At 71.2% G+C, this 12,606-nt stretch carries 8 protein-coding genes; 5 read left to right on the forward strand and 3 right to left on the reverse strand.

The features are described from left to right. Positions 1-68 precede the first annotated feature (68 nt). On the forward strand, positions 69-1,427 hold the full coding sequence (locus tag AB0B86_RS03205; protein WP_357404731.1) for an FAD-binding oxidoreductase: 1,359 nt from the start codon (positions 69-71) through the stop codon (positions 1,425-1,427). A 225-nt stretch (positions 1,428-1,652) separates the two neighbouring features. Here AB0B86_RS03205 and AB0B86_RS03210 read toward each other — a convergent pair whose 3' ends face one another. Further along, positions 1,653-2,084, reverse strand: coding sequence for a hypothetical protein (locus AB0B86_RS03210; RefSeq protein ID WP_357404729.1), 432 nt, complete (start codon positions 2,082-2,084; stop codon positions 1,653-1,655). Positions 2,085-2,132: 48 nt separating this feature from the next. Next, positions 2,133-4,187: a SpoIIE family protein phosphatase gene (locus tag AB0B86_RS03215; RefSeq protein WP_357415076.1), complete on the reverse strand. Its 2,055-nt coding sequence runs from the start codon at positions 4,185-4,187 to the stop codon at positions 2,133-2,135. A 290-nt stretch (positions 4,188-4,477) separates the two neighbouring features. On the opposite strand from AB0B86_RS03215, the gene AB0B86_RS03220 reads away from it, so the two are divergent. Beyond that, entirely contained in the window at positions 4,478-8,845 is a 4,368-nt protein-coding gene (locus AB0B86_RS03220; RefSeq protein WP_357415589.1) for a HAMP domain-containing protein, read from the forward strand. Then, the gene (locus AB0B86_RS03225; protein WP_357404725.1) at positions 8,842-9,396 is read left to right on the forward strand and encodes a response regulator; all 555 of its coding nucleotides are present in this window, start codon (positions 8,842-8,844) and stop codon (positions 9,394-9,396) included. The genes AB0B86_RS03220 and AB0B86_RS03225 overlap by 4 nt, the downstream gene beginning before the upstream one ends. Positions 9,397-9,399: 3 nt before the next feature. Here AB0B86_RS03225 and AB0B86_RS03230 read toward each other — a convergent pair whose 3' ends face one another. Further along, positions 9,400-9,897 (reverse strand): helix-turn-helix domain-containing protein, encoded by a 498-nt coding sequence (locus AB0B86_RS03230; RefSeq protein WP_357404723.1) that lies wholly within the window; start codon positions 9,895-9,897, stop codon positions 9,400-9,402. 92 nt (positions 9,898-9,989) lie between these two features. Here AB0B86_RS03230 and AB0B86_RS03235 point away from each other — a divergent pair, with 92 nt between their 5' ends. Then, positions 9,990-10,886 carry an ABC transporter ATP-binding protein gene (locus AB0B86_RS03235; protein WP_357404721.1) on the forward strand — a complete coding sequence of 299 codons (897 nt, stop codon included), beginning with the start codon at positions 9,990-9,992 and terminating at the stop codon, positions 10,884-10,886. Further along, complete coding sequence (locus AB0B86_RS03240; RefSeq protein ID WP_357404719.1) at positions 10,883-12,496, forward strand: ABC transporter permease; 1,614 nt, start codon at positions 10,883-10,885, stop codon at positions 12,494-12,496. Before AB0B86_RS03235 ends, AB0B86_RS03240 begins: the two co-directional genes overlap by 4 nt. The last annotated feature ends 110 nt before the right edge of the window (positions 12,497-12,606 follow it).

Raw genomic sequence — 12,606 nt, forward strand, 5'->3', positions numbered from 1 at the left:
GGTGAGCCGTACCCGCGGCATCCCGATCGACAGCACCTCGGCATTCGAACACATGTACGATAGCCGGCATGGCGGCAGCAGCGAGTTCCCTCGGCCGGTCCGGCGCTCTCGAGATCACCCGACGACTGGCGGCGATCTGCGGTCCGCCGTTCTCCCGGCTCGGTGGTGCGGCCGACGAGGTGGCCGGGCGGCGGGCGCGCTGGGTGGCGGTGCCGGGCGGTCCGCACGCCGCTGCCGAGGTGTTGCGGCTGGCCGCCGCGCACGACCTGGCGGTGGTCCCCCGGGGGGCCGGCACGAAGATCGACTGGGGTGCCACCCCCGTGCAGGTCGACATCATGCTCGACACCGGCCGGCTGGCCGGCATCGGTCACGAACCGGTTGGCGCACCGGTGGCCGAGGTGGGCGCCGGCACCCCGCTGCGAGCGGTGCAGACCACGCTTGAGCGCACCGGGCAGCGGCTGGCGATGGACGCCCCGTCACCCGGAGCGACCCTCGGCGGGGTGCTGGCCGCCGGTGAGGCCGGCCCGCTGCGTCACCGCCACGGCAGTCCCTGCGACCAACTGCTCGGTCTCCGTTACCTCGCCGCCGACGGCGAGTTGGTGAGCGCCGGGGGTGGTGCGCCGGGCCTCGACCTGGCCCGGCTGCTCTGCGGCTCCCAGGGCGCGCTCGGGGTGCTGGTCTCGGCGAGTCTGCGGGTGCAGCCGATGCCGGCGAGCCGGCTCTGGGTGTCCCGCCCGGTGTGGACGCCGCTGGAGGTGCACGACCTGATCCGGACGATCCTCGCCGCCCGACTGCAACCGGCGGCCGTCGAGCTGGACCTGCCCGGTGGCACCCCCCGACCACGCACGCCGTACCCGCCCGGCCACCCGTCCGCGACGGCCCGGGAGCGCCACCCGTCGATGTCCGGGCGGCCCGGGGCCCCGTCCCGGGCGGGCAGCCTGGTGGTGCTGCTGGAGGGTGGCCCGGCCGACGTCACCGAGCGCGCCGAGCACCTGGTCGGGCTGCTGCACGGGGAGGCGACAATCGCCCACTCCGCGCCGACGTGGTGGCGTCGTTATCCGTTCGCGCCTGGCGACACGGCACTGCGCCTGGAGGTGCCGATCGGCGATCTGCACGCCGCCGTCTACGCGCTCCGCGACGCGGCCGGCGGGCCGGTGCCGGTGCGCGGGTCCGCCGGGCTGGGTGTGGTGCACGCGGCACTGCCCGGAGCGTTGGCGCCCGATCGGGTGGCGTCCATCCTGGCCGCCGTCCGGGGGGTGCTACTGGCCCGGCAGGGCCGCTGTGTGGTGGTCTCCGCTCCGGCGGCGGTCCGCCAGGCGGTCGACCTCTGGGGCGAGTTGGCCGGCCTGGCCCAGCTGCGGGCGGCCAAGGAGCACCTCGATCCGGACCACCGGCTCGCCCCCGGGCGCCTCCCCGGCGGCCTCTGAGACCACCGCGCAGCTGCCCCTGCGCGACGTGCTACCCCCATGACCGTGCTCGATCCTGGAACGAGGGGTGTCGTGAGCCGCGCCGTTGCCACCGCGCGACCTGCCACCCCCATGATCGTGCTCGATCCTGGAACGAGGGGTGTCGAAAGCCGACGAGGCCACTGCATCCGGGATCGAGCACGATCATTGGGTCAGGGTGCGTGCCGGGCCGTGGTCCCAGGTCGGTCAGTCCATCCACCAGCTGTGCATGTCGAGCAGCGGCGGGGTGAAGCGGACCAGCACCATCAGCAGGGTGCCCACCGCACCGACGAGCAGCAGCACGCGGGTGGCCCGGGGAAGGTCTTCGCGGTCCCGGGCGGCAAGCGCCACCGCGACGAGCGCCAGCGGCGGCCCGAGCACGGCTCCCACCAGGTAGAGCACCGACGTCGCCGCGTAGAGCCAGTAGAACGGGTTCGCCCCGTGCATCCCGAACGGGACCAGGTCCTTCGGGTCGTACGCGCCGGTCAGCATGTCCGTCGGGCCGACGCCGGCGGTCGCCATGCGGCCCAGATAGAGCAGCAGCACGGCGAGGAACGCGCCGATGGCCGCCAGTTGCGCGACGATCAGGGCACGGATCAACGGCCGGGAGTGCGGGGCGGCGTGCGCGACACTCGACATGCCCGTCAATCTAGTGCCCGGCCCCCGGTCGCGGGTGCCGGGCGACGGTCAGGTCGCGTCGTTGCGGAGCACCAGGATGGCGATGTCGTCCCGGGGTGGTTCCACCGAGAAGTTGATCGCGGCGGAGCGCAGTCTGGCGGCCACCACGTCGGCCGAATAGCCGGCCAGCGGCGCGGCAGCGTCCCGCAGTCGGTCGGTGCCGAACAGCTCCCGGCCGTGCCGTCGTTCGGTGACGCCGTCGGTGTAGAAGATCAGCGAGTCACCCGGCGCGAGCGTGATCGTCGCCGTTGGCGAGGTGATCGCGTCGAGCAGGCCGAGCGCGGTGCCGCTGGCGCCGACGAACCCCGCGCCACCGCCAGCGGCAAGCAGCACCGGCTGGTCATGCCCGGCCAGGTGCAGCGACACGTCCAACTGGTTGCCCTGGCCGGGCCCGACCGCAGCCAGCGCCAACGTGCAGTAACGTCCGCTGCCCCGCTCGACAAGCGTCTCGTTGAGCCGCGCCAACGCCTCCGGTAACGGTTTGCCGTCGCCGACGAGCACCCGGATCACGTCCCGCACCAGCCCGGTCACCGCGGCGGCCTCGACGCCCTTGCCCGAGACGTCACCGATGACGACGAGCCACCGTCCGTCGGGCAACGGCACCACGTCGTAGAAGTCGCCGCCCACCTCGGCGTCGTCGCCGGTCGGGACGTACTCGGCGGCGAAGCCGATCCCGTCCACCACCGGTAGCACCGGCGGCAGCAGGGACTGCTGGAGCGTCTGCGCCACCCGCCGCCGCTCGGCGTGGATCCGGGCGTTCTCGATGGCAAGCGCGGCCCGCCGGGCCACGTCCTCAAGTACTGCCACCTCGTCCGGGTCGTGCCGGTGCCGCTGGTGTCGGCCCACCGCCAGGGTCCCGAGTCGCTGCCCCCGCGCGATGAGCGGGACCGCGAAACCCTCCATCGGCCCGCCCAGCGGGATCTGCGCCGCGCTGCGGGACGCCTCGCGCAGGCGAGCCTGAATGGAATCCGGCCCGGTCTCGGCAAGCACCTTGTGCAGCTGCGGCAGCATCGACTCGTCGGCGTGGCTGGCCGCCGCCAGCCGCAGCCGGCCCCACTCGTCTGCGGTGTGAACCGCGCACCACTGGCCGAGCCGGGGCACCACCAGCTGCGGGACCAGGGCCATCGTCAGGTCGACGTCCAACGACTGGGCGAGCAGTTCGCTCGCCTCGGCCAGGAACGTCAGCCACACCTGCCGGCGGACGTCGGCCCGGCGCAGCCGGTCGTTCTCCAGGTGCAGCGACAGCCGCTCGGCGGTGAGCACCGCCAACGGCCGGGCGTACGCCGACGGCGCGGCGTCCAACTCCAACTCCCCGGCGTACGGGCGGTGCACCGTCAGCGGCACCCGGAGCAGCTCGCTGCCGGGGCGGGGTGGTCGACCGAAGCGGGCCAACACCTGGCGCCCCTGTCCGTCGCCCCGGTCCAGGCGGATCGTGCCGCCGGCCGCTCCCACCATCTCGGCGACCCGACTGAGCAGGTTGGTGGCGAAGTCGGGAAGCGGATCGTCCGCGTACAGTTCGGGGGCGGTTTGCATGAGTTCGCTCATCGCGCTGGCGCTCGGCGCGGACTTGTCGGCGCCCACCCGGGGGTCGGCACCGGCGGCGTCCTCGGTCCGCGGGTTGGCGCCGGGGCGGTCCAGCCGGAACCAGACACCCTTGCCGGTCGGCAGGTACGTGGTGCCCCAGCGGCTGGCGAAGTGGTCGACAAGCAGCAGACCTCGGCCCCGTTCGGAGACCTCGTCGATCTCGGCGGAGTCGTTGCGGGCGCCGATGGTCAGTTCGTTGCCGGAGCCGGGGGCGAAGTCGGAGACGGTGACGGTCAGCCCGATCTGGTCGGCCACGACCTCGATGTCCAACTCGGTGCGGGCGTGTTCGACGGCGTTTGTGGTCAGCTCGGTGGTGAGCAGCAGGGCCTCGTTGGCCAGTTCGTCCAGGTGTGACTCGGTCAACACCGAGCGGACCACGGCGCGGGCGGCGGCCGGTGTACGACGGTCGGCGGGTAGCCGGACGCGCCGGGTCGCCCCGTCCCGGGCCCCGGCCGTCGCGGGCCCCGCCTCGGCTGACACCCTCGTATCCTCCACCGTCCCCCCATCAGGTGCCAAGCCGATCATCAGTAACGCCTCCGCTTTCCGCCACCGCCGGAGACCAATCGCCCACGGCGCGTGTGGGGTCGCCGGTTGGGCCGTGCTGCGAGGTCTGCGGAGTTGCGGACCGGCCTCGGCCGGATCGGGCGGATCGGGCGGTGGTCCGGGTCGGCTGGCGGGTCGCGCACCCTGGCACTACGGCTCGCGCGGGCACAATATGGGGTGCCGGTGTGTCAGTACGGACCGGCAGCCCCCGAGTGGAGCGAGGAATGATGACCACGGCGAAGCAGTCGGTGGCGGATCCGTCCGCGCCCGACCACGAGGCGCTCCTCGGTGAGTTGACCGAGGCACTGCGACGGATCGGTCGCGGCGACCTGAAGGTCCGGCTTCCCCGCCGCGCTGGCGCGGCAGGTGAGGTGGCGGACGCCTTCAACGAGGTGGTCTCGCTCCAGGAGCGGCAGTACCTGGACCTGCGGCGGATCAGCCGCATCGTCGGGCGCGACGGCCGGCTCACCGAGCGGCTCGACGACGAGGGGTTGGACGGCTCCTGGGCGGAGGGGCAGCGGGCGATCAACTCGCTGATCGACGACCTGGGCCGCCCGACCACCGAGATCGCCCGGGTCATCGTGGCGGTCGCGGACGGCGACCTGTCCCAGCACATGGCGCTGGAGATCGACGGCCGGCCGCTGCGCGGTGAGTACCTGCGCATCGGGCGCACCGTGAACACCATGGTCGACCAGTTGTCCTCGTTCTCGAACGAGGTGACCCGGGTGGCCCGTGAGGTGGGCACCGAGGGCAAGCTGGGTGGCCAGGCCGACGTTCGGGGCGTTGCCGGCACCTGGAAGGACCTCACCGACTCGGTGAACACCATGGCGTCGAACCTGACCGGCCAGGTGCGGTCGATCTCGCAGGTGGCGACGGCGGTGGCCAAGGGCGACCTGTCGCAGAAGATCACTGTTGGCGCACGCGGTGAGGTGGCCGAGTTGGCCGCCACGATGAACTACCTCACCGACACGCTGCGGCTCTTCGCCGAGCAGGTGACCCGGGTGGCCCGCGAGGTGGGCACCGAGGGCAAGCTGGGTGGCCAGGCCGAGGTGCCGAACGTGGCCGGCACCTGGAAGGACCTGACCGACAGCGTCAACTCGATGGCGTCGAACCTGACCGCCCAGGTCCGTAACATCGCGCAGGTCTCGACGGCGGTGGCGCGCGGTGACCTGTCGCAGAAGATCACGGTCGCGGCGCAGGGCGAGATCCTGGAGCTGAAGGACACCGTCAACACGATGGTGGACCAGTTGTCGTCGTTCGCCGACGAGGTGACCCGGGTGGCCCGTGAGGTGGGCATCGAGGGCAAACTGGGCGGTCAGGCGCAGGTGCGCGGGGTCTCCGGCACCTGGCGGGACCTCACCGAGAACGTCAACCAGTTGGCCGGCAACCTGACCAGCCAGGTCCGCAACATCTCGCAGGTTTCGACGGCGGTGGCCAAGGGCGACCTGAGCCAGAAGATCACCGTGGACGCCCAGGGCGAGATCCTGGAGCTGAAGAACACCGTCAACACGATGGTGGACCAGCTCTCGTCGTTCGCCGACGAGGTGACCCGGGTGGCCCGTGAGGTGGGCACCGAGGGCAACCTGGGCGGTCAGGCCCAGGTGAAGGGTGTTTCCGGCACCTGGCGGGACCTGACCGACAACGTGAACTCGATGGCGTCGAACCTGACCAGCCAGGTCCGCAACATCGCGTCGGTGACCACTGCGGTGGCGAAGGGTGACCTGTCGCAGAAGATCACTGTGGACGCGCGGGGCGAGATTCTGGAGTTGAAGTCGACTGTCAACACGATGGTGGACCAGTTGTCGTCGTTCGCCGACGAGGTGACCCGGGTGGCCCGCGAGGTGGGCACCGAGGGCAAGCTCGGCGGTCAGGCCCAGGTGCGCGGCGTCGCCGGCACCTGGCGGGACCTGACCGACAACGTGAACTCGATGGCGTCGAACCTGACCGCCCAGGTCCGCAACATCGCCCAGGTCTCCACCGCCGTGGCGAAGGGTGACCTGTCGCAGAAGATCACTGTGGACGCGCGGGGCGAGATTCTGGAGCTGAAGTCGACTGTCAACACGATGGTGGACCAGTTGTCGTCGTTCGCCGACGAGGTGACCCGGGTGGCCCGCGAGGTGGGCACCGAGGGCAAGCTCGGTGGTCAGGCCCAGGTCAAGGGCGTCAGCGGTACGTGGCGGGACCTGACCGACAACGTGAACTCGATGGCGTCGAACCTGACCAGCCAGGTCCGCAACATCGCCTCGGTGACCACTGCGGTGGCGAAGGGTGACCTGAGCCAGAAGATCACTGTGGACGCCCAGGGCGAGATCCTGGAGCTGAAGTCGACAGTCAACACCATGGTCGACCAGCTCTCGTCGTTCGCCGACGAGGTGACCCGGGTGGCCCGCGAGGTCGGCATCGAGGGCAAGCTGGGCGGTCAGGCGCAGGTGAAGGGCGTGTCCGGCACCTGGCGCGACCTGACCGAGAACGTCAACCAGCTCGCCTCGACGCTCACCACGCAGTTGCGGGCCATCGCCCAGGTGTCCACCTCGGTGACCCGGGGCGACCTGACCCAGCGGATCGCCGTCAAGGCGCAGGGCGAGGTCGCCGAGCTGAAGGACAACATCAACCAGATGATCGTCACCCTCCGGGAGACGACCAAGAAGAACGCCGAGCAGGGCTGGTTGGACTCCAACCTGGCCCGGATCGGTGGCCTGTTGCAGGGCCAGCGCGATCTCGGCGAGGTCTGCCGCATGATCATGATGGAGGTGACCCCGCTCGTCGACGCCCAGCTCGGCGCCTTCTTCCTGGCCGACGACACCGACGGCAGCATGCGGCTGCGGTTGACCTCGTCGTACGGGTACGTGGCGCGGGGCAACGACGTCACCTTCGGGCCGGGTGAGGGGTTGGTCGGGCAGACCGCGCTGTCCCGCCGCACGATCCGGGTCAGTGCCGCGCCGAACAGCCGACTCACCCTGCGGTCCGGGCTGGCCGAGACACCCCCGTCCGACCTGGTGGTGCTCCCGGTGCTGTTCGAGGGTGAGCTGCTCGGCGTGATCGAGTTCGCAAGCGTCTCGGCCTTCTCCGATCTGCACCTCGCGTTCCTGGAGCGGCTGGTGCTCACCATCGGCATCGCTGTCAACACCATTCAGGCCAACCGGCGTACGGAGGAGCTGCTGGCCCAGTCGCAGCGGCTGGCACACGAGATGCAGGAGCAGTCGGCGGAGTTGCAGCGCACCAACGCCGAGTTGGAGGAGAAGGCAACTCTGCTCTCCGAGCAGAAGGGCAACATCGAGACGAAGAACCGGGAGATCGAGCTGGCTCGGCTGGGCCTGGAGGAGAAGGCGCAGCAGCTGACCAGGGCGTCGGCGTACAAGTCGGAGTTCCTGGCCAACATGAGCCACGAGCTGCGTACCCCGCTCAACTCGTTGCTGCTGTTGGCCCGCCTGCTGGCGGAGAACTCGGAGCAGAACCTCAGCCCGAAGCAGATCGAGTTCGCCAAGACCATCCACGGGTCGGGCTCCGACCTGCTGCGCCTGATCGACGACATCCTCGACCTGTCCAAGATCGAGGCGGGTCGGATGGACGTCGAGCCGACCGAGATCCGCTTCGCCGAGCTGCGCGGCTACGTCGAGCAGGCGTTCGCGCCGCAGGCCGAGGAGAAGAACCTGGACTTCCAGGTGCGGGTGAGCAAGGACCTGCCGCCGGCGTTGGTGACCGACGCGCAGCGGTTGCAGCAGATCCTGCGCAACCTGCTCTCCAACGCGGTGAAGTTCACCGACAACGGCGCTGTGACGTTGCGGATCGCTCCGGCCGCGGAGAACGCGGTCTTCGACGTGCCGGCGTTGACGAACGCGCAGCAGGTGATCGCGTTCACCGTGATCGACACTGGGATCGGCATCTCCGACGACAAGTTGTCGATCATCTTCGAGGCGTTCCAGCAGGCCGACGGCACTACCAGCCGCCGCTACGGCGGCACCGGGCTGGGCCTGTCGATCAGTCGCGATCTGGCCCGGCTGATCGGCGGCACGATCACCGTGTCGTCCGCTCCCGGGCAGGGTTCGACATTCACCCTGTTCGTGCCGCAGGTGCTGGCCCCGGATGCCGTGGTCGCGCCTCAGCTCCCGTCTCCGCAGCGCGCCGGCCTGCCGTCGTCGCTGCTGATGCCGCCGCTGGAACTGCTGCCGGAGCGGCCGGAGGCGCCGGCCACCCGTCAGCTTGACGGCGCCACGGTGCTGATCGTGGATGACGACGTCCGCAACGTCTTCGCCTTGACCAGCGCGTTGGAGCTGCACGGGATGACCGTGCTGTACTCGGACAACGGGGCGGACGGCGTCCGCCTGTTGGCCGAGCATCCGGAGGTGGACATCGTGCTGATGGACGCCATGATGCCGGACCAGGACGGCTACGAGACCACCCGCCAGATTCGCCGCAACCACCGGTTCGCTGACCTGCCGGTGGTCTTCCTGACCGCCAAGGCCATGCCGGGTGACCGGGAGTCGGCGCTCGCGGCCGGCGGCAGCGACTACATCACCAAGCCGGTCGACCTGGATGACCTGATCGAGTTGATGTCGTCCTGGATCAACGGCAGCCGGACCGAGGAGACTTCGTGACCCAGATCGCCAAGGCGCTGCTCGTGGACGACCGGCGGCAGAATCTGACGGCCCTGGAGGCGATCCTCCAGGGCCTGCCGGTCCAGTCCGTGGCGGTGGAGAGCGGTGAGGCGGCGCTCAAGCAGCTCCTCGTGGACGACTTCGCGGTGATCCTGCTCGACGCGCAGATGCCGGACATGGACGGGTTCGAGACGGCGAGCCACATCAAGCGGCGGGAGCGGACCCGGCACGTGCCGATCATCTTTCTCACCGCCGCCGACCGGGACGCCCAGCTCGCGCTCCGGGGCTACCAGGTGGGCGCGGTGGACTACCTGACCAAGCCGTTCGACCCGTGGGTGCTGCGGGCCAAGGTATCGGTCTTCGTCGAGCTGTGGGTGAAGACCCGGCAGTTGGCCACCCAGTCGGATCTGGTCCGGGAGCGCGACACGCAGTGGCGGCGGCTCACCGACGCGGTCGACGAGGCGACGACCCTGCTGCGCTCCGACGACGCGGAGGCCCACGACCGGGCGGTACGCATGCTCGAGCAGGCCCGCTGGGGCAACACGGCCTGACGTTCAGGCCTCGCCGGGTCGGGTGTGGCCGGTGGCGGCCCGGCGGGTCCGCCACCGCTCGCCCAGCGAGTCGATCTCTTCCTGGACGAAGATGAAGAAGTCGCGCATCTCGGCCACCCGCTCGCCGGCCGGCGTCTCCGGACCGCCGAGGGCGATCACACCGCCCTCGGACGCGTCGATGAACGTCTTGTAGATCCCGGTCTTGGTGATGGTCGCCTCGTACCAGGGGTTGTCCGGCATCCGGTAGCGATCCCGGCGGGACCGGGGGACCGGCTCGCGGATCAGGATGCCGAACTGGGTGAGGTAGCGGACCGCGCCGCTGACCGCCGCCGCGCTCACTCCGAGCCGATCGCCGATCTCGGCGGCGGTGAGGGGATCGTCGGCGCTCATCACTGTGAACAACACCCGGGCGGCCATCCGCGGGAAACCCACCTCGGCGAAGGTCAGGGCCATCCGCTCGACGAAGAGGTGCACCGGGTCGTGGCTGTCGCCGGTTGCCATGGTGGTCCCCTCCCGCGTGCTGGTGTGGCCCTCGATGCTGCCCAGATCGCACAGTCTTCACAACTTTGTGAAACGAGTGTAGCTTCCGATATATGGAAACTCCCATTGAGGTATCCGGCCTGGTCAAGACCTTCGGCCGGACCCGGGCACTCGACGGTCTGGACCTGACCGTCCGCGCCGGCGAGGTGCACGGCTTCCTCGGCCCCAACGGCGCCGGCAAGTCGACCGCCATCCGGGCCCTGCTGGGCCTGCTGCGGACGGACGCGGGGGCCGTCCGCCTGCTCGGTGGCGACCCGTGGCGGGACGCGGTGGCCCTGCACCGGCGGCTGGCGTACGTGCCGGGCGACGTGACGCTCTGGCCCAACCTCTCCGGCGGCGAGGTCATCGACCTGCTCGGCCGGATGCGCGGCGGGCTGGACCCGGCCCGCCGGGCCGAACTGCTCGACTCCTTCGAACTGGACCCGCGCAAGAAGGGACGGGCCTACTCCAAGGGCAACCGGCAGAAGGTCGGCCTGGTGGCGGCCCTCGCCTCGGACGCCGAACTGCTCATCCTGGACGAGCCGACCTCCGGGCTGGATCCGCTCATGGAAGAGGTGTTCCAACACTGGGTCCGCCGGGCCAAGACGGACGGTCGCACCGTGCTGCTCTCCAGCCACATCCTGGCCGAGGTGGAGGCGCTCTGCGACCGGGTGACGATCATCCGCAACGGGCGGGACGTGGAGACCGGCACCCTTACCGAGCTGCGACACCTGCGACGCACCTCGATCGAGGCCGAACTGACCGGCCCGGCGGACCGGCTGGGCCAGCTCACCGGCGTGCACGACCTGCGGGTGGACGGCCAGCGCGTGCGCTTCGACGTGGAGGACAGCGCGTTGGACGCGGCCCTGCGTCGACTCACCGAGATCGGCGTACGGAGTCTGATCAGCCAGCCGCCGACGCTCGAGGCGCTGTTTTTGCGGCACTACCAGCACGAGCAGGTGCTGTCGTGAGCGCGTTCACCGGCACCCGGCACCTGGTGCGGCTGATCCTGCGGCGGGACCGGGTCGTGCTGCCGATCTGGGTTCTCCTGCTGGCCGTACTGCCGGCCAGCTACGCCAGCGCGTACGCCGGCCTGTACCCGACGGCCGCCGAGCGGGCCGCCTACCTGGCCGGCACGGCGAGCAACCCGTCGATCGTCGCGCTGCTCGGCCCGGTGTACGGCGACAGCATCGGCGCGCTCACCGTCCAGCGGGCCGGCCTGCTCGCGGTGATCGCCGCCCTGGCCAGCGTGCTGACTGTGGTACGGCACACCCGTACCGAGGAGGAGGCCGGCCGGCGGGAGTTGCTCGGCGCGACGGTCCTCGGCCGGTACGCCGGGCTGACCGCGGCGCTGCTCGTCACGTACGCCGCGAATGTGCTGCTCGGCCTGCTGACCGCGGGCGGCCTGGTCGCCGCGGGTCTGCCCGGCGCGGGTTCGCTGCTCTTCGGTGCCGGCGTGGCCCTGACCGGCATCACGTTCGCCACTGTCGGCGGCCTGGCCGCGCAGCTCACCGAGAGCGCCGGCGGGGCGCGCGGCATCGGCCTCGGTGTGCTGGGGCTGGCGTTCGCGTTGCGGCTCGGCGGCGACGCCGGCGGCTCCGGTGGCGCCGGCGGCAGGGCCGAGTGGTTGAGCTGGCTCTCGCCGCTGGGCTGGGCGCCCCGGGGGCGGGCCTTCGCCGCCGAGCGCTGGTGGGTGCTGCTGCTGCCGATCCTGTTCAGCGCGGTGGTGGCGCTTGTCGCGTACCCCGTCTCGGTGCGCCGGGACCTGGGCGCCGGGGTGCTGCCGCCCCGGCTCGGCCCGGCCACCGCCGGTGGCGCGCTGGCCGGCCCGTTAGGCCTGGCCTGGCGGCTGCATCGCGGCCAGTTGTTCGGCTGGACCGTCGGCTTCGGGCTGCTCGGTCTGGTGCTCGGGGGCGCGGCGGACGCGGCCGGCGACGCGGTGCAGGGCAACCAGCAGGTCGCCGAGATCCTGGCCCGGCTGGGTGGCACGACGACGTTGGCCGAGGCGTACCTGGGCAGCACGTTGAGCCTGACCGCGCTCGCCGCCGCCGGGTACGGCATCCAGGCCGCGCTGCGGGCTCGCGCCGAGGAGACCGCCGGGCGGGCCGAACCGCTGCTCGCCACCCCGGTGAGCAGGTCCCGCTGGCTGGCGGCGCATCTGCTGTTCGCGCTGCTCGGCCCGGTGGTGGTGCTGGCCGTGACGGGAGTCGCGACGGGGCTGTCGTACGGCCTCAGCGTGGGCGATGTCGGCGGCGAGGTGCCCCGGCTGCTCGGCGTGGGGTTGGCCCAGGTGCCGGCGGCGTGGGTGCTCGCCGGGCTGGCGGCGCTGTTGGTGGGCTGGCTGCCCCGGTTCTCGTTTGCCGCCTGGGGGATCCTCGCCGGCTGCCTGCTGCTCGGTCAGCTCGGCGCGGTGCTGAAGCTCAGCCAGTGGGCCCTGGATGTCTCCCCGTTCACCCACACCCCCCAGGTCCTGGGCGACAACTGGACGGCCACCCCCCTGGCCGCCCTCACGGCGATCACCGCAGCCCTCCTGACCTTGGCCCTGAGAACCTTCCAAACCCGAGACATCCCCACCCAGTAACGGGCGCCCGCCCCCGAGCCGCGTTGATCATGAAGTTATTGCCGACAAATGGGACAGAATTTGGCAATAACTTCATGATCAACCCCCCGGAGGGCGGGAGCCCGGCCGGG

Source organism: Micromonospora sp. NPDC049047 (assembly GCF_040649135.1).
Classification (GTDB): Bacteria; Actinomycetota; Actinomycetes; order Mycobacteriales; family Micromonosporaceae; genus Micromonospora.

Excerpts from the sequence above, each read along its gene's own strand:
- AB0B86_RS03205 (WP_357404731.1), top strand. The coding sequence starts at position 69 with ATGGCGGCAGCAGCGAGTTCCCTCGGCCGGTCCGGCGCTCTCGAGATC.
- AB0B86_RS03235 (WP_357404721.1), top strand. The coding sequence starts at position 9,990 with ATGGAAACTCCCATTGAGGTATCCGGCCTGGTCAAGACCTTCGGCCGG.
- AB0B86_RS03220 (WP_357415589.1), top strand. The coding sequence starts at position 4,478 with ATGACCACGGCGAAGCAGTCGGTGGCGGATCCGTCCGCGCCCGACCAC.
- AB0B86_RS03210 (WP_357404729.1), bottom strand. The coding sequence starts at position 2,084 with ATGTCGAGTGTCGCGCACGCCGCCCCGCACTCCCGGCCGTTGATCCGT.
- AB0B86_RS03230 (WP_357404723.1), bottom strand. The coding sequence starts at position 9,897 with ATGGCAACCGGCGACAGCCACGACCCGGTGCACCTCTTCGTCGAGCGG.